This window comes from Terrabacter sp. RAF57 (assembly GCF_052113925.1).
Taxonomy (GTDB): domain Bacteria; phylum Actinomycetota; class Actinomycetes; order Actinomycetales; family Dermatophilaceae; genus Terrabacter.
The window spans coordinates 215,989-233,055 of the sequence record NZ_JBFRDT010000002.1; the positions used below are offsets into that span (position 1 = coordinate 215,989).

A 17,067-nucleotide genomic window follows, 5' to 3' on the forward strand; every position below is an offset into this window, starting at 1 on the left:
CCGTCCGGTGAGCGGGGATGATCGCCCGGTGACGAGCGACACGCGGGGAACCGCCCCGGCTGCCGAGCTGGCTCCGGACACCGGACTGGAGAACGGCCCGGTCGACGGCCCGGTCGACGGAGGGCCGGAGCCGACCCCGCGCGGCCGACGCGGCCCGCTGCCGCTCGGCGTGCGCCAGGCGCTACCCGGCCTCGTCATCCTCGTCGCCGTCGTCCAGATCGCCCGTCCGGTCGGTGACCCGGACACCTTCTGGCACCTCGCGGCCGGCGACCGGCTCCGCGAGACGTGGACCTTCAACGGGCCCGACCCGTGGAGCACGATGTCGACGCAGCCGTGGCGGCTGCACGAGTGGCTGCCCGAACTGCTCATGAGCGTCGTCCAGCAGTTCCTCGGGCTGCCCGGTGTGGCCTGGCTGCTCCCCCTCGGCGGGGCCGCCATCGGACTCACCCTGTGGCGCGCGACCCGGCCGCGGGCCTCGCTCCTCGCCTCGGCCGCCGTCACGTCCGTCGCACTCGTGGCGATGAGCCAGAGCCTGTCGCTGCGGCCGCACCTGCTCTCGTTCGCCTTCGCCGTGGCCTTCACGGCGGCCTGGCTGCGCTCGGCCGCGGACGCTCGCCCGCGGTGGTGGCTCGTGCCCGTCACGTGGGTCTGGGCCTGCACGCACGGCATGTGGTTCTTCGGTGTCGTCATCGGGGTCGTCGCGCTGCTCGGGATCGCGCTCGACCGTGCGGTGACCCGCCGGCAGTGGCTGCGCCTCGCGCTCGTGCCACTGGCCTCCCTCGCGGCCGCCGCCGTGACGCCGACCGGACCCGAGCTGCTCCTGTCGCCCTTCGCCGTCAACGAGACGACCCAGTACATCGAGGAGTGGATGCCGCCGTCGCTCCGGCAGCCGGGCTTCCTCGCCTTCCTCGCCCTCGCAGCCGCCGTCGTCCTCGTCTGGGCTCGCGCCCGGCACCGCGCCCGCTGGACCGACATCCTCCTCGTCGGGCTCGCCATCGGGCTGGCCCTGCTCTACAGCCGGACGGTCGCCGTCGGAGCCGCCATCATCGCCCCGGTCGCCGCGGCGACGATCCAGGGCCTCCTCCCGCCGGACCGCGAACCCGTGACTCGGCGCGAGGTCGGCCTGACCGTCGGCCTCGCGGCGCTCGGGCTGCTCGTCGCAGCCCTGATCCTGCCGACCCGAGCGGCCGTCCCGACGTGGGGGGCCAACGACCTCGACACGCCGTTGTCGGCCCTGCCGCAGGGCACCGTCGTGTGCAACGACTACGGCGTCGGGGGCTGGCTCATCTGGCGCCACCCGAACGTACGGCCCACCATCGACGGGCGCGTCGAGGTCTACGCGACCGGACACGTCAAGGAGCACCTCGACTTCGAGCGCGCGGCCCCGGGCTGGCAGGCCTACGTGCGCCGGACGGGCTGCACGTACGCCCTGCTCACCAAGGGGCAGCCGGTCATCGAGGCGCTGACGGAGCAGGCGCAGTGGACGGTCGTGCAGCGCGGCTCGGAGTACGTCTTGCTCCGCGCACCGCGCTGACCGGCAGCACTCCCCACCCCGAACACACGGATGCCGCCCACCTCGTGAGGTGGGCGGCATACGTACGCCGTCAGGTGCCGCTCCCCTGCGGGGCGGTACGGGCGGGCTCAGTAGCGGTAGTGCTCCGGCTTGTACGGCCCGGCGACGTCGACGCCGAGGTACTCGGCCTGGCCCTTGGTCAGCTCGGTGAGCCGGACGCCGAGGGCGTCGAGGTGCAGGCGCGCGACCTTCTCGTCGAGGTGCTTCGGCAGGGTGTAGACCTGCTTGGCGTAGTCGCCGGTCTTCGTGAAGAGCTCGATCTGGGCGATCGTCTGGTTGGAGAACGAGTTGCTCATGACGAAGCTCGGGTGGCCGGTGGCGTTGCCGAGGTTCATCAGGCGGCCCTCGGAGAGCACGATGATCGAGCTGCCCGAGGTGAACGTCCACTCGTGGACCTGCGGCTTGATCTCGGTCTTCTGGATGCCGGGGACGCGAGCGAGGCCGGCCATGTCGATCTCGTTGTCGAAGTGGCCGATGTTGGCCACGATCGCCTTGTTCTTCATCTTCGTCATGTGCTCGGCCGTGATGACGTCGTAGCAGCCGGTCGTCGTGATGAAGATGTCGGCGGACTCGACGACGTCCTCGAGGCGGGCGACCTGGAAGCCCTCCATCGCGGCCTGCAGGGCGCAGATCGGGTCGATCTCGGTGACGATGACGCGGGCGCCCTGGCCGCGGAGGGACTCGGCGCAGCCCTTGCCCACGTCGCCGAAGCCGGCGACGACGGCGACCTTGCCACCGATGAGGACGTCGGTGGCGCGGTTGAGGCCGTCGATGAGCGAGTGGCGGCAGCCGTAGGTGTTGTCGAACTTGCTCTTGGTCACCGCGTCGTTGACGTTGATGGCCGGGAAGAGCAGCTCGCCGGCCTCGGCCAGCTGGTAGAGGCGGTGGACACCGGTCGTGGTCTCCTCGGTGACGCCCTTGATGCCGGCGGCGACCGTCGTCCACTTCTGCGGGTCGGTGGTCAGCGTCTGGCGCACGAGCTCCTTGAAGACGCCGAACTCCTCGGAGTCCTCCTCGGTGGTCGGCGGCACCTGGCCGGCCTGCTCCCACTCGCGGCCCTTGTGCACGAGCATCGTCGCGTCGCCGCCGTCGTCGAGGATCATGTTCGGACCCTCGCCGCCGGGCCAGGTGAGGATCTGGTCGGTGCACCACCAGTACTCGGGGAGCGTCTCGCCCTTCCAGGCGAAGACGGGCACGCCCTGGAGGTCGTCGGCGGAGCCCTTCGGGCCGACGACGACGGCCGCGGCGGCCTCGTCCTGCGTCGAGTAGATGTTGCAGGAGGCCCAGCGGACCTCGGCACCGAGCGCGGTGAGCGTCTCGATGAGCACGGCCGTCTGGACCGTCATGTGGAGGGAGCCGGCGATGCGGGCGCCCTTGAGCGGCTGGGCTTCGGCGTACTCCTCGCGGATCGCCATGAGGCCGGGCATCTCGTGCTCGGCGAGTCGGAGCTGGTGTCGGCCGGCCTCGGCGAGGCTCAGGTCGGCAACCTTGTAGTCGAAGGACATGAGTGATCGTTTCCTTTGATCGTCGGTCTGCAGACCCGGCGCGCCCCTCTGGGCTCATCTGGCGGGTCATCACCCACGCCGGCAGTCGCCCAGTCTAGCCGCGAGCCTCGTCGGCCTCGAATCCCCTGTCGAGGCCTGGCCCACAGCTGCGATCCTGCTCCGTTCTCGGGAGCAGGATCCGAGTCCGCGGCGGATCGGTCCGGCAGTCTCTCTGTCGGAAGCTGCTCCGCTTCAGGGAGCAGGGTCCGAGGACGGGCCGGGGCGCGCCGCCGTCAGTGCGTGGTCGCGGCCTCGTCGTGCTTCGTGCGGCGCGGGATGACGTGCAGGACGGCGACGACGACGGCGCCGACGACGAGACCGATGAGGGCCGACGCGAGCGTGTTGACGACCCAGGCGAGGAAGCCACCGATGCCGGCCACCCCGGCCACGCCCTCCTCGAGGTGGTGGACGAGGTCGTAGAGCGCGTGCCAGCCGAGCTCGTCGACGCCGACGAGCAGGATGTGCCCACCGACCCAGAGCATCGCCGCGATGCCGACGGTCGACAGCACCGAGAGCAGCTTCGGCATCCCCTTGACGAGGCCCCGGCCGATGCGCTGCGAGGCCCCTGACTCGCGTCCGGCGAGGTGCAGGCCGACGTCGTCCATCTTGACGATGAGGCCGACGACGCCGTAGACGAGCGCCGTGATGAGCAGCGCCACGATGACGAGGATGATGAGGCGCGAGACGAACGGCTCGGTGTCGACCTCGTTGAGGGCGATGACCATGATCTCGGCCGACAGGATGAAGTCGGTGYGGATCGCGCCGGAGACGACGGCCTTCTCGTCGACCTCGCCGACCTCGGCCTCCTCCTCCTCGTGGCCCGAGACGATCTCCCAGACCTTCTCGGCGCCCTCGTAGGCGAGGTAGGCGCCGCCGACCATGAGGATCGGCGTCAGCAGCCACGGCACGAACTGGCTGAGCACCATGATGACCGGGAGGATGATGAGCAGCTTGTTGCGCAGCGAGCCGAGCGCGATCCGCTTGATGATCGGCAGCTCGCGCTCGGGTGCCAGACCCTGCACGTAGCGCGGGGTCACGGCCGTGTCGTCGACGACGACGCCGGTGGCCTTGACGCTGGCCTTCGCGGCGGCAGCGCCCACGTCGTCGACGGATGCCGCCGCGAGCTTCACGAGTGCCGCGATGTCGTCGAGGAGCGCTACGAGTCCGCCTGCCATGGCGTCATCCTAGGGTGGTCTGGGAGCCCGCTGGGAACGCGCTCAGGCCGGGTCGTCGAGCTTCAGCCCGAGCAGCGCGTTCTCGACGACCTCCGCGAGAGCCGGGTGGATCCAGTACTGCCCGCGGGCGAGGTCGTGGACGGTCGTGCCGAACGCCAGCCCCTGCACGAGCGGCTGGATGAGGGAGGTCGCCTGCGGACCCATGAGGTGGGCTCCGAGGAGGAGACCCGTCGTGGGGTCGGCCACGAGCTTGCAGATGCCCGTCGTGTCCTCCATGGCCCAGCCGTATGCCGTGTCGCCGTAGGCCTGGACGTACGCCGTGTGCGCGCGGCCCTGCTCGACGCACTCCTGCTCGGTCAGGCCGACCGTGGCGATCTGCGGGTGGCTGAAGACCCCGGACGGCACGTTCTCGTGCGGCAGGACGCGCAGGTCGCCGGGGTGCACGAGGTTGTGCGCGATGGTCCGGGCCTCGGCGTTCGCCAGGTGCTTGAGCTGGTGCGGCGCGCTGATGTCGCCGAGGGCCCAGACACCCGGGGCGCTCGTGCGGCCGTAGGCGTCGACCTCGATGCGCGCGTCGTCGAGCAGCCGCAGGCCCCCCGCCTCGACGCCGAGGCCCCCGCTGTTGGGCACGCGACCGGTGGCGACGAGCAGCAGGTCGGCGTCGACGGCCGTGTCGTCGTCGAGGCGCAGGCGCACGCCCGCTCCCCCGGCGCCGGTCTCGACGGCCGTGACCGTCGATTCGGTGCGCACGTCCCACTGCTCGCGGGCCAGGTCGGTGAAACGCTGCGCGATGTCGGTGTCGAGGTGGCGCAGCAGCAGCGACGACCGGGCGACGACCGTGACCTGCACGCCGAACGAGGCGAAGACGTGGGCCATCTCGGCCGCGATGAAACCGCCGCCGATGATCGCGAGCCGCTCGGGCAGCGCGGCGATGCGCATGATCGTGTCGGAGGTGTGGAACGGCACGCCCGACTCGGTGACGACGTCGGGCACGACCGGGTGGGCGCCGGCGGCCACGACGACCTGGTCGGCCGTCAGCGTCTCCTCGCGGCCGTCGCCGAGGTCGACGACGAGCGTCCGGTCACCGGTGAAGCGCGCGTGCCCGAGGTAGGCCGTGGTGTTGGGTCCCTCGACGCGGTAGCGCCGGCCACCGTCCGAGATGGGGTCGATGCGCCCGAAGACGCGGTCGCGGACGTCGGCCCAGCGCACCCCTTCCAGCGTGGCGTCGACGCCGTAGCGGCCGGCCTCGCGCACGTCGCGCGCGAGGTCCGCGGCGTAGGCGAACATCTTCGTCGGGATGCAGCCGACGTTGAGGCAGGTGCCGCCGAACGTCCCACCCTCGATGATCGCGACGCGCTTGTCGTCGAAGTCGGGGGTCACGAGCGAGTTGCCCGAGCCGCTGCCGATGATGGCCAGGTCGTAGTGCTCCGTCACCGTGGCAGCCTACGTGGGTGAACCGACCGACCCCGGACGGCATCCGTTTGCGCACGATCGGCACACGGGCATACGCCCTCGGTGTCTCGGGCGGGTCAGGTGTCGCGGGCGCCCCGCAGCAGGCGCACGTGGGGCGAGTTCGCGGGGTCGAAGCCGAAGCCGAGCGCGAGGTAGGTCGCGGCGAAGTCGGCCAGGGCGACGTGGTGCGCGAGGCGCAGCAGGGGGTCGGCGGCCGGGGCGTCGATGAGCGAGACGCGCACACCGGCGTCCTCAGCCACGGACACGACGGTGTCGACCAGACCGTGCGGCTCCCCGGGCGAGGTGTCGCGCAGCATGATGAGCCGCAGCGGCGGCCGCGTCGGGCCGTCGAGGAACGGGTCGGCGAAGATGTCGTCGGTCCCGCCGCCCCCGGACTGGCCCGGCGCGAGTGGGCCGTCGAAGCACGCGACGATCTGGCTCGCGGCGTCGGGCAGGGCGCCGTGCGCGACGGGCACCCGGCCCGTGCGGCCGAACATGGCGGCGGCCCGGCGGGCCGTGACGTCGCCGAAGGGTCCCTCGCCGAGGACGATGGGCGTCGACTCGGCGAGCTCGGTCGCGAGCACCTTGGCGGGGTTGACGAACGACTCGGACGACGGTCGCGCGTCGGTGGCCGTGCGGTCGAGGACGTCGGCGAGCTCGGCGAGCGTCTCGTGGCTGACGGACGCGATGCCCATGGCGTCGGCGGCGAGCAGCGCAGGGATGGCCTGGGCCCACACCGACGTCCGTGAGGACACCCCGCTGAGCGCGATGGGGACGTGCACGCCGTGGGCCCGGGCACAGACGTCGGCCAGCGGCGAGTCGGCCGCCCCCACGGTGACGAGGAACGCGCCTCGCCGCGCAGCCTCGGCGGCGAGCGCGAGCGTTCCGGCCGCCCGACCGGACTGGGACACGGCGATGACGACGTCGAGGGCCCCCACCCAGCCGGGGAGCGACCCCGATGAGCAGCTCTGTACCGGCAGGGCCGCCGCGCCGCGGGACACGGCCTCGAAGAGGTCGGCTACGGCGACGGAGCCGCCGGCGGCCGCGACGACGACCCCACGGGGCCCGACGTCACGGAGCCGGTCGAGGCCGGCTTCGGCCGAGGCCGCGACCGTGCGCCGCACCTGGGCACCCGCGCCGGCCAGGGCGCGCAGCGTGTCGCTGGCGTCGAGAGAGGCCAGGGCGCCCTCGTCGTCGAGGCGGGCTTCGTCGAACACGGCGCCCACCGGTCTCAGCCGTCGGTGCGGCGGGCGAGGTCGACGAGCAGGACGGGGACGCCGCCCTCGACGGGGTAGGCGAGGTGGCATGCGTCGCAGCGCAGTTCGGCGGTCTCGGCAGTCGTGGTGGTCGCGGTGTTCTCGGTGGTCTCGCTCGTGCCGGCCGGCTCACCCGTCGTGTGCACGGCGTCGACGAGCTCGCCCTTGCACTGCGGGCACCGGAGGATGCCGCGCAGCCACGGCTCGATCGTCTGCTGGCTCTGGCTCACGAAGCGTCTCCTGCGTCCTGGGCGGTGGTGGACCCGTTCTCGTCGCCCGCGGTGGCACCCGACCGGATCAGGGCGAGCAGCTCGTCGCGCACGTCCTGCATCGTCTCACGGTCGGCGGCCTCGACGTTGAGCCGCAGGAGCGGCTCCGTGTTGGAGGCGCGCACGTTGAACCACCACATCGGGGCGTCGCCCTCGGGGCTCGTGACGGTGAGCCCGTCGAGCTCGTCGGTGCCGGCGCCGCGCACCTGGGCCCAGGCCCGTACCTGCTCGACGACGGCGGCCTGGTCGGTCACCGTCGAGTTGATCTCGCCGGATGCGACGTAGCGCTCGTACTCGCCACAGAGGTCGGACAGCGGGCCGTCCTGCTCGCCGAGGGCGGCGAGGACGTGCATGGCGGCGAGCATGCCGGTGTCGGCGTACCAGAAGTCGCGGAAGTAGTAGTGAGCCGAGTGCTCGCCGCCGAAGACGGCTCCGGCGCGGGCCATCTCGGCCTTGATGAACGAGTGGCCGACGCGGGTGCGCACCGGCGTCGCGTCGTGCTCGACGACGATCTCGCGCACCGCGGCGCTCGAGATGACGTTGTGGACGATGGACACCTCGGTGTCGCCGCCCTCGCGGGCGCGGAGGATCTCGCGGACCGCGACGAGCCCGGTGACGGCGCTGGGCGAGACGGGCTCGCCGTCGGCGTCGATGACGAAGCAGCGGTCGGCGTCACCGTCGAAGGCGAGGCCGATGTCGGCACCGTGCTGACGCACGGCGGCCTGGAGGTCGACGAGGTTGGCGGGGTCGAGGGGGTTGGCCTCGTGGTTCGGGAAGGTGCCGTCGAGCTCGAAGTAGAGCGGGACGATCTCGAGTGGCAGCTCGGGCAGCCCGCCGCCCGTGCCGAGCACGGCCGGCACCGTGTGGCCGCCCATGCCGTTGCCGGCGTCGACGACGACCTTGAGCGGGCGCGAACCGGACAGGTCGACGAGGCCGCGCAGGAAGGCGGCGTAGTCACCGAGCAGATCGCGCGTCGTCACCGAGCCGGGACCCCCGGCCGGGTGYGCGAGGCCGGTCCCACCGTCGAGCAGCCACTGGGCGAGGTCGCGGATCTCGGCGAGACCCGAGTCCTGGCCCACGGGGCGGGCCGCCGACCGGCACAGCTTGATGCCGTTGTACTGGGCCGGGTTGTGGCTCGCCGTGAACATCGCGCCGGGGAGGTCGAGGGCGCCGCTGGCGTAGTAGAGGCCGTCGGTCGAGCAGAGCCCGATGACGGTCACGTCGACGCCGCGCGAGGTCACACCGGCGGCGAAGGCCGCGGAGAGCTCCGGCGAGCTCGGGCGCATGTCGTGGCCGATGACGACACCGCTGGCCCCGTCCGGGACGGCGACGACCTCGGCGAACGCGGCGCCGAGGGCGTGGGCCACGTCGGGAGAGAGCTGGTCGGGCACGATTCCACGTACGTCGTAGGCCTTGACGAAGTCTGCGAGGTGGGGCACGCCGAACACCCTAGTGGTCAGGAGTCCTTGAGGATGCGCAGGTGTCCGCGGCGGCCGGACTCGACGGCGCCGGACTCCGCCTCCGCGGCAGCCTGGCCCCGGGACGTCGTGCGGGTCTCTCCGGGGCGGCTCGTGCGCGGGCGGCCGGCCTCGCGGACGGCGTCGGCCAGGGCGAGGAGGTCGTCGGCGGCCAGGGCCGGCTCGGGGAAGTCTCCACCCACACGCACGACCTCCCAGCCACGGGGGGCGGTCATCCGCTCGGCGTGCTCGAGGCACAGGTCGTAGGTGTGCGGCTCGGCGTAGGTCGCGAGCGGGCCCACGACGACCGCGCGGTCGGCGTAGGCGTACGTCAGGGTCGCGACGGCAGGACGGGCGCATCCCGTCTTCGAGCAACCACGTGTCAGACCCACGATCCGGGACTCTAGTCCGCCCTCCCGAAGAGGACGAATCACCACGCCGTCCGAGCACGAGATCACGGGCGTATGCCGCCGGGTGGCGTCCGTGCGCGAGGTGACGGTCGATCTAGAGTGGAGACGTGGACACCGCCTCACCCCGCACGCCCGGGCGCCGTCGTCGGCGTGACCGGCACGGACGTGGCCGCCGGGGGCCCTTGGCCTGGCCGCCGGTCCCCGCCATGACCTCGCGCCGCGACGAGTTCGACGACTTCGTCCTCGACGCCGCGGCCCGGCTCGAGGCGACGTGCGGGCGTGCCTTTCCCGCAGTGGAGTTCGCCGTCGAGGACGTGCCCCGCGGACCTGCTCCGTGGGACCACCGCGAGGTGCCGCTCGGCCGGCTCTACCCGGCGACGAGCGCGCGTCCGGCGCGGATCGTCGTCTACCGTCGGCCCGTCGAGACGCGCGTCACCGACCGGCGAGACGTCGCTGCCCTCGTGGCCGACATCGTGACGGAGCAGGTCGCCGGGCTGCTCGGGGTCGCTCCCGAGGAGCTCGACCCCGGCTTCGGCGAGTGACCCGCCGACACCGGGCCGGGCGGGGCCGTCGCTAGTTGCGCACCTGACGCACCGGCACCGACAGGGCCCGCACGGGTGCGTCACTGAGCGAGGCCACCGAGAAGAACGGCACTCCCCCGTCGACCCCTGCCACGGAGACGGCGCCTCGCAGTGTCCCCTTCGTCGGCACGACCCACACGCTCTTCGCGTCCTTGGCGTCGACGGCCACGGTCGAGTCGGCCGGCACGTCGACGGTGGACACCTGGGCGCTGTCGCCGGAGCCGAGCCGCACCTGAGCCGTCGCGGGAGCCGAACCTGCTGTCAGGAGAAGGCGTTTCGTGGTGCCGTCGAGTCCGGGCAGCAGGACTCCGGCGACTCCCCGGAGAGCCGGGGTCGCGGGCGTCCAGGCGAAGTCGCCCATCTGGTCGCCGGTCGTCGCCCGGCGCTCGGTCCAGGCCGCAGCCACGAGCGGGTGGTCGGACCGGACACCGACACCCATGGCAGCCGGGTTGGACGGCATCGCCACGTCGAGCGTCGAGCCCGCCGGCACGCGCACGGCCCGGAGGTCCTCCGGCTGCACCGCCCCCTTGTCGGTGAGCAGTCGCACCTGGGCCAGGGCCTCGGTGCTTCCGGGGTTGGCCAGGCGCAGCGAGATGCCGCCACCGGTCTCGACACCGGGCACGACGAGGTCGGTGCTCGGCGACGCGGCGCGGGTCGCGTCGTCGATGCCACGGCCGGTCGCACCGAGGATCCACTGCTCGTCGAGCACGGCCGACACGACGCCACCGGTGGCGGTGACGTGGACGACCGGACCGGCCTCGTCGGGCGCGAGGGCGTCGAGCGAGACGACCTCCCGCGAGAGAGGCGGGATGGAGATGCTGCGCGCGCCGGCCGCGTCGACGGGCCCCCCTCGCCCCAGGACCTCTAGGGAGACGGACACGGCGTTGGCTCCGGGGTTGCTGACGATGACGCGCTCGGTGCGCGAGGGGCCTCCACCGCCACCGACGAGCCAGACGTCGGACGACGGCAGCTGGCAGGGGGTCACGGCCAGGCCGCGGTCGTCGTCACCGCCGTGGCGCCACACCTGGGTGGCCACGAGCCCGGGGGCGAAGGCGCCCCGCGCCCTCGCGATGACGACGTCGGGGGCGGCGGTGCCGGCCGAGACCTCCGCTCCCCGGTCTGAGCTCTGGGCGAGCCCGGTGGACGACGAGCCGCCGAGCAGGGCGACGGTGCCGGAGCCGCCCGCCGGTGCGCCGGCGACGACACCCTGGTCGGGAGTGGCCGCCGCGACGGTGACGGTGCCCTCGACGTCCCTCAGCCCCGTGGCTCCGAGTCGCTGCTGGCCCGGGCACACGAGGGAGGACTCGTCGAGCAGGACGGTGGAGGACTCGGGCAGGCCGGCCTGCCCGCCCGGGGTCGCGAGCTGCACGGAGCCGCTCACCCGGGTCGCTCCGACCGCGAGTCCCGCGGCGACGAGCGCCACGGCGCCCGCCCGGACCATTCCGGACACGTTCGTCATGTGCGCCTCCTCGAGCGTCGGTTGCCGAAGGGCACGGCCATGAACGCCACGAAGCCGAGCAGCAGACCCTGGCCGAGGCGCCACCACGGCTGTGCTGCAGCGAGATCGATCTCGAGCTCCCCGGCGGTGGGTGGCACGGCATACGTGGGCTGGGCGGCCCCGGCCACCGGTACGAGCTCTCGGCCGTCGAAGGTCACGAGCGCCTGCTGCGACCACTCGGCGGGCTCGGCCAGGACGACGAAGCGTGCGGCCTTCCCGGCCGGAAGCATCGTGTCGACCGCGGCGTGCGGTCCCGACGTGGGCACGACGCGCAGCAGCGCTCCATCGGCGTCGACGAGGCGGGCCCGGGACGGAGCGGTCGCAGCGACCCCGCCGTCGGCGGCGGGGAGCGGCTGCACCTTCCAGAGGATGCCGCGCTCACTCGTGCCGAGACGGCTCAGACCCTCGGAGGAGTCGAGGCGGCGGGCGAGCGCGGAGTCGGCCGTCGCCCGCACCTGCACGAAGCCGACGCCGAGGCGGGCCAGGGCGGTGGAGTCGAGGGAGTCGGCCCCGCGGCCGCCCACGAGGTTGGCCACGGCGTCGACGAGCGGCGCGTCATCGGCGTCGGGGGTGCGGTCGAGGTCACGCAGCAGCTCGCCCGGCTCCTGACCGGCGAGGACGAAGTCCACGACGTCGTCGGACGGACGCAGGAGCAGCAGGCGGTTGCCGAGCGGGCCGCTGCCCTGCTCGATCGCGACGGCGGGGAGGGTGGCCTGCCCCACCGAGAGCGTGTGGCCGATCCCTTGGACGCCCCAGGAGGCGGCGCCGGCCAGGACCGGGACGACGGCGAGCGCCGCGGCGGCGACGGCTGCGGCGAACCCCCAGCGACGACCCGGACGGGCCAGCGACTCGAGCACGGGCCTGCTGCCCGCCAGCACCCCGACGAGCAGGCCGGCCAGCCAGAGCTGCACGCCGACGCCCGCCCAGAGGTGTGCCGTGGCGGACTGCCCGACCCCGGTCTCGGCCGAGCCGAGGACGACCCGCCCGGACACGAGGGCGGCGGCGAGCCCGAGCAGCGCGAGCACCCCACCGACGAGCAGACCGACGGACTCGGCGCGGCTGCGTCCCCGCGTCGCCAGCCCGAGGACCCCGAGCAGGACGAGCGGCGCACCGAGCCACACGGCCCAGCTGGTCGCCCCGGGCTCGCCGAGGACGTGCGCGAGCACCCCCGACGGGCCGCGGTCGTCGACGGTCGTGACGAGGCCGGGACCGGAGAGGAGCAGCCGTGCGTCCTCGACGAACTGGGCCACCCACGGTCCGAGGAGCGCGGTGGGCACGACGAGCAGGACGAGAGCGCGGGCCCGGCGCAGGCCCGGGCCGAGGACCAGGAGCAGCAGGGCCGCGACGACCGAGAGCGCGAGCAGCGGCGGCGCGAAGGCCCCGACCACCGCCGTCGCGAGCGCCGTCGCGAAGGAGGCGGTGAAGGTGCCGTCGCGGCGGGCCGCGAGGCAGAAGCCGGCGAGGACGAAGGGCAGCAGGACGTGGACGACGGCCACGCCGACCCGACCCTGCGCGATGCCGGTCGCGGCGACGCCGGCCGTGCCCCAGGCCAGGGCACCCAGCGCCCGGGCGACCCGCGAGGAGGTGACGACGCGTCCGGCGAGATAGGCCGACCACGTCGCGAGCACCGGCGTGAGGAAGAGCAGCCAGGCGATGGTCACCCCGGCGCTCGACCGGCTCTCGGCGACGCCGGGGACCCGCTCGGCGAGCCAGGTCAGGGCGGAGAGCACGGCGAGATGGGGGCCGGACTCGGCGCCGGTGCCGAGTCCGGCGCCGTGCCAGGCGTCGCGGAACGCGTGCCACAGGCCAGAGGCGTCGGTCGAGACGGGTCGCAGCTCGCCGCCGGCCACGCCGGCGTTCGTGGGTGAGAGCGCCCCGGCCCGGATGGCGTCGCGCCAGGCGGCCGTCGTCGCGACGAGCACGGCGAGGACGGCGAGGAACCCGGGGTGCGAGACGATGCGACGCGGCAGCGATGCCGGCAGGTGGTCGAGCGACTCGGAGTCGTCGGCGACGGGGCCGGTCTCGGTGGTGACGGCCGCCTCGCGCCGCGCGCGGGTGCGCTCGGGGGTGATGGCGTCCTGGATGTGGTCGATGGTGGTGCGAGCGGCCACGGCCGGTGCGACGAAGAGCGTGCCGAGGTGGTCCCGGCGCAACCGCTTGGTCCGGCGTCCACGCCAGCGGGCGCCGAGGGTCGCGAACGGGTGGAGCAGCGCGCTGACGTCGGTCAGCTCGCGCCAGGCCTGCCTCGGGCGCTTGGCCACGAGCAGGGTCACGGACGACACGAGGGCGGACAGCGCCATCCAGACGGCGAGGAACGGTGCGGCCAGCGGCGAGCAGCGGGCCAGCGTGACCTGTCGGGCGGCCCGGCGCCCGCGGCGTTCGAGCTCACGAGGGCTGGGGACACCCGGTCGCTCACCGTCGATGCCGGCGGACGCGTCCCGCACGACCGCACCCGGCACGACGATGACGCGGTGGCCGGCGAGCTGCGCCCGCCAGCCGAGGTCGAGGTCGGCTCCGTGCTCGACGAACGCGGGGTCGAAGCCACCGATGTCGTCGTAGGCGGAGCGTCGCACGAGCATGCCGCTCGTGCTCACCGCGAGGACGTCCGCGCGGTGGTCGTACTGGCCCTGGTCGGCCTCCCCGCGGGCGGGCGAGGCCAGGCGGCGGCCCGTGCGGGTGATCTGGATGCCCATCTCGACGAGGCGTCGCGGGTCGTCCCAAGCGACGATCTTGGGCCCGGCCACCCCGACGGACTTCGAGCGGAGCCCGGCCTGGAGCAGCTGGGCGAGCGCGTTGGCACGCGGCACGGTGTCGTCGTGGAGCACCCAGACCCAGCTCGTGGACGCGTCGGCGCCGACGGGGAGCGACGCGACACCGGCGTCGATGGCGCGACCGATCGGTACGCGGCCGTCGAGACGCACGATCTCGACGGAGGGGATCGCCCGACGCACGCCGGAGTGGGCGCGCGCGATGGCGTTCGACGTGTCGCTGCTCGCGACGTCGACGATGACGAGCCGCGCTGGCGGCAGTGTCTGGGCGGCCAGGCCGTCGAGACACTGCGCCAGCCACGCAGCTCCGTTGTGCACGACGACGATCGCGTCGACCGTTCCGTTCGGTCGATGCCCGGTGGAGGGAGGGGCGGACAACGACACGGACGACGCACTCCCCGCGCCAGCGGGGGTGCTCAGGTCTTCGGCGAGCTCGTCGGGCACAGCGGCTACCTGCACCCGGACACCAGCGAGGTGCCGGGCTGGAACCTCACGATCAGACCGCGCGCTTCTTCAGCTTGCGGCGCTCTCGCTCGGACAGTCCGCCCCAGATGCCGAATCTCTCGTCATTGGACAGGGCGTACTCGAGGCACTCGGATCGCACCTCGCATCCCACGCAGACCTTCTTGGCCTCGCGGGTGGAGCCGCCCTTCTCAGGGAAGAACGCCTCCGGGTCGGTCTGGGCGCAGAGCGAGCGCTCCTGCCAGGAGAGCTCACCCTCCTGCTCGCCCGTGTCCGACCAAACAACCATCAACTCGTGCATGACCCCTCCTCGACCCTGACTGCACTTTGTGTCAGCACTGTCGCACCGAGCGGCACCGTTCTCCGGAGGTTCCGGACAAATGCGTCCAAGATTCCCAGCGATCCAACCCCGACCGAATACAACAATGAAATTACATGCGTGTCATATGCCCTACGTCAAGCCCGTTGGTGATATTCGCAGGTTCGACATGTCCGGGCCGACCCCGCACGACGGGACGGGAGCAGACTGCTGAGAGGATCGGCGCATGCGCATCACCGCCCTGGCCGGAGGAGTCGGCGGCGCCCGGTTCCTCCGGGGCCTGCTCCACCACGCCCGACAGACCTACCCACTGGTCGCCGATCCCGACCGCCCCGATCCGCTCGAGCTGACGGTCATCGGCAACACCGGCGACGACATCACGCTCTTCGGCCTGCGGGTGTGCCCCGACATCGACACGCTGCTCTACACCCTGGGCGGAGGCATCCACGAGGGGCAGGGCTGGGGGCGCGCCGACGAGTCGCACCACCTCGCCGAGGAGCTCGCCGCGCTCGGCGCCGAGCCACAGTGGTTCACCTTGGGAGACAAGGACTTCGGCACCCACGTCTACCGCTCGCAGCTGCTCGGCCAGGGTATGCCGCTGAGCGGCGTCGTCAAGCGGCTCTCGGCCCGCTGGGGGCTCGGTGAGCTCGGCGTACGCCTCCTGCCGATGACCGACACCCCCGTCGAGACGCACGTCGTCGTCGAGCAGGACGGCGAGCAGCGGGCCATCCACTTCCAGGAGTGGTGGGTGCGCCACCGCGCAGAGCTCGCTGCCGACCGGTTCGTCGTGGCCGGCCTCGACCGAGCCACGCCGGCTCCCGGCGTGCTCGACGCGATCCGCGAGGCCGACGTCGTCATCCTGCCGCCGAGCAACCCCGTCGTCTCGATCGGCATCATCCTCGGCGTCCCGGGTGTGCGTGACGCGCTGCGCGGCACCCGCGCGCCGGTCGTCGGGGTCTCCCCCCTCGTCGGGGGGCGTCCGGTGCGGGGCCACGCCGACGTGTGCCTGCGCACGATCGGGGTCGAGGAGTCGAGCGCCGGCGTCGCCGGGCTCTACGCCGACTTCCTCGACGGCTGGCTCGTCGACGAGGACGACCCCATGCCGGCACGCCGCGGTCTCGAGGTCCTGCGCCGCCCGCTGCTCATGAGCTCGGTCGAGGCAGCCGCCGACATGGCCGGGGCGGCCCTCGACCTCGGTCTGCGGCTGCGCACGGAGCGAGCCCGGGCGTGACCGCGCCGATCACGATCACCCCGCTCACCGGCATACCCGAGGTGCGCGAGGGGGACGACCTCGCCGATGTGCTCCAGGTCGGTCTCGACCACGCGGGCGTCCGGCTCGCCGACGGCGACGTCGTCGTCGTCTCGAGCAAGATCGCGAGCAAGGCCCTCGGTCTCGTGACGCACGATCCAGACAAGGACCGCGTCGTGCACGGCGAGACCGAGTACGTCGTCGCCGAGCGTTCGGTGGGCGACCGCGTCACGCGGATCGTCCGCGCCAAGGCCGGACCCATCATGGCGGCGGCGGGTGTCGACGGCTCCAACACGGGGGCACGTGGCGGGTGGCTGCTGCTCCCCCACGACCCCGACGGCATCTGTCAGCAGGTCCATGACGCCCTCGTCGCGCGGCACGGCGTCCGGGTCGGGGTGGTCCTGAGCGACACCGCCGGACGTGCCTGGCGCGTCGGACAGGTCGACTTCGCCCTCGGCGCCCACGGGCTGCGCGTCCTCGACGACCTGCGCGGGGGCACCGACGCCGACGGCAAGCCGCTCGAGGTGACGACCCGCGCGGTCGCCGACGAGATCGCCGCCGCGGCAGACCTCGCGAAGGGCAAGGTGTCCGCCGTGCCCGCCGCCGTCCTGCGGGGGGTGCCGGGGATCCTCGTCGACGAGCCCCTCGAGTCCCACCCCCGTGGACGCGACCTCGTGCGCACCGGCCCCGGCGACTGGTTCGGCTACGGACGCGTCGAGGCCGTGCGGGCAGCCCTGGGCATCGAGCCGGGCAGCCCGGAGGCCGTTGCCGTGGGCATCGCCCCCGCCGGCACCGCCACCCGCCTCGACGCGGTGTCCCGGGCGGTTCGCGCTGCGCTTCACGGCGTCGAGTCGGGCACCGCCGACGTGGGCCGCCTCTCGGTCACCCTCGGCGCCGACAGCCCCTACGAGCTCGGACAGCTCGTCGCCCGGCTGCGGGCCGCGCTGTGGTGCGAGTGGCTGGTCGGCGAGGCCGGCTCGCCGTCGGCGGACGGCCTGTCGGCGGTCGTGCACGTCTCGGGCGCGCACGGGTCCTGACCGCCGGGGGCAGGGCG

General features: G+C 73.3%; 14 protein-coding genes. 4 read left to right on the plus strand and 10 right to left on the minus strand.

The genetic code is table 11. The features are described 5' to 3' along the window. The first annotated feature begins 28 nt into the window (after positions 1 to 28). Complete coding sequence (locus tag AB4Y83_RS02835; RefSeq protein WP_442295969.1) at positions 29 to 1,534, plus strand: hypothetical protein; 1,506 nt, start codon at positions 29 to 31, stop codon at positions 1,532 to 1,534. 107 nt (positions 1,535 to 1,641) lie between these two features. Here the strand turns inward: AB4Y83_RS02835 and ahcY are convergent, their stop codons facing one another. The 7 genes from ahcY to AB4Y83_RS02870 form a co-directional block, all read right to left on the minus strand. After that, positions 1,642 to 3,078 (minus strand): adenosylhomocysteinase, encoded by a 1,437-nt coding sequence (ahcY, locus tag AB4Y83_RS02840; RefSeq protein ID WP_442275036.1) that lies wholly within the window; start codon positions 3,076 to 3,078, stop codon positions 1,642 to 1,644. Between the two features lie 272 nt (positions 3,079 to 3,350). Further along, entirely contained in the window at positions 3,351 to 4,292 is a 942-nt protein-coding gene (locus AB4Y83_RS02845) for a DUF808 domain-containing protein (RefSeq protein ID WP_442295970.1), read from the minus strand. A gap of 42 nt (positions 4,293 to 4,334) precedes the next feature. Beyond that, the gene (locus AB4Y83_RS02850; protein WP_442295971.1) at positions 4,335 to 5,726 is read right to left on the minus strand and encodes a mycothione reductase; all 1,392 of its coding nucleotides are present in this window, start codon (positions 5,724 to 5,726) and stop codon (positions 4,335 to 4,337) included. A 95-nt stretch (positions 5,727 to 5,821) separates the two neighbouring features. Next, positions 5,822 to 6,970 (minus strand): SIS domain-containing protein, encoded by a 1,149-nt coding sequence (locus AB4Y83_RS02855; RefSeq protein ID WP_442275039.1) that lies wholly within the window; start codon positions 6,968 to 6,970, stop codon positions 5,822 to 5,824. Positions 6,971 to 6,975: 5 nt separating this feature from the next. Next, a complete protein-coding gene (locus AB4Y83_RS02860; protein ID WP_442275040.1) occupies positions 6,976 to 7,230 on the minus strand; it encodes a Trm112 family protein in 255 nt (84 codons plus the stop codon). After that, a complete protein-coding gene (locus AB4Y83_RS02865) occupies positions 7,227 to 8,717 on the minus strand; it encodes a phosphomannomutase/phosphoglucomutase (RefSeq protein ID WP_442295972.1) in 1,491 nt (496 codons plus the stop codon). Before AB4Y83_RS02865 ends, AB4Y83_RS02860 begins: the two co-directional genes overlap by 4 nt. Before the next feature lie 8 nt (positions 8,718 to 8,725). Beyond that, on the minus strand, positions 8,726 to 9,118 hold the full coding sequence (locus AB4Y83_RS02870) for a DUF3499 domain-containing protein (RefSeq protein ID WP_056824217.1): 393 nt from the start codon (positions 9,116 to 9,118) through the stop codon (positions 8,726 to 8,728). Between the two features lie 224 nt (positions 9,119 to 9,342). On the opposite strand from AB4Y83_RS02870, the gene AB4Y83_RS02875 reads away from it, so the two are divergent. Beyond that, positions 9,343 to 9,678 (plus strand): metallopeptidase family protein, encoded by a 336-nt coding sequence (locus tag AB4Y83_RS02875; protein ID WP_020143015.1) that lies wholly within the window; start codon positions 9,343 to 9,345, stop codon positions 9,676 to 9,678. Positions 9,679 to 9,709: 31 nt separating this feature from the next. Here the strand turns inward: AB4Y83_RS02875 and AB4Y83_RS02880 are convergent, their stop codons facing one another. The 3 genes from AB4Y83_RS02880 to AB4Y83_RS02890 form a co-directional block, all read right to left on the minus strand. Continuing rightward, positions 9,710 to 11,176, minus strand: a complete 1,467-nt coding sequence (locus AB4Y83_RS02880) for a DUF5719 family protein (RefSeq protein WP_442275042.1) — start codon at positions 11,174 to 11,176, stop codon at positions 9,710 to 9,712. Further along, positions 11,173 to 14,301 carry a glycosyltransferase family 2 protein gene (locus AB4Y83_RS02885; protein WP_442295973.1) on the minus strand — a complete coding sequence of 1,043 codons (3,129 nt, stop codon included), beginning with the start codon at positions 14,299 to 14,301 and terminating at the stop codon, positions 11,173 to 11,175. Before AB4Y83_RS02885 ends, AB4Y83_RS02880 begins: the two co-directional genes overlap by 4 nt. A gap of 178 nt (positions 14,302 to 14,479) precedes the next feature. Beyond that, entirely contained in the window at positions 14,480 to 14,746 is a 267-nt protein-coding gene (locus AB4Y83_RS02890; RefSeq protein WP_020143018.1) for a WhiB family transcriptional regulator, read from the minus strand. A gap of 244 nt (positions 14,747 to 14,990) precedes the next feature. On the opposite strand from AB4Y83_RS02890, the gene cofD reads away from it, so the two are divergent. Next, a complete protein-coding gene (gene cofD / locus AB4Y83_RS02895; RefSeq protein WP_442275044.1) occupies positions 14,991 to 15,995 on the plus strand; it encodes a 2-phospho-L-lactate transferase in 1,005 nt (334 codons plus the stop codon). Continuing rightward, the gene (locus AB4Y83_RS02900; protein ID WP_442295974.1) at positions 15,992 to 17,050 is read left to right on the plus strand and encodes a coenzyme F420-0:L-glutamate ligase; all 1,059 of its coding nucleotides are present in this window, start codon (positions 15,992 to 15,994) and stop codon (positions 17,048 to 17,050) included. The genes cofD and AB4Y83_RS02900 overlap by 4 nt, the downstream gene beginning before the upstream one ends. The last annotated feature ends 17 nt before the right edge of the window (positions 17,051 to 17,067 follow it).

What these genes read in the sequence shown, in the direction of transcription:
- ahcY (WP_442275036.1), bottom strand. Translation starts at nt 3,078, where the DNA reads ATGTCCTTCGACTACAAGGTTGCCGACCTGAGCCTCGCCGAGGCCGGC.
- AB4Y83_RS02875 (WP_020143015.1), top strand. Translation starts at nt 9,343, where the DNA reads ATGACCTCGCGCCGCGACGAGTTCGACGACTTCGTCCTCGACGCCGCG.
- AB4Y83_RS02880 (WP_442275042.1), bottom strand. Translation starts at nt 11,176, where the DNA reads ATGACGAACGTGTCCGGAATGGTCCGGGCGGGCGCCGTGGCGCTCGTC.
- AB4Y83_RS02890 (WP_020143018.1), bottom strand. Translation starts at nt 14,746, where the DNA reads ATGCACGAGTTGATGGTTGTTTGGTCGGACACGGGCGAGCAGGAGGGT.
- cofD (WP_442275044.1), top strand. Translation starts at nt 14,991, where the DNA reads ATGCGCATCACCGCCCTGGCCGGAGGAGTCGGCGGCGCCCGGTTCCTC.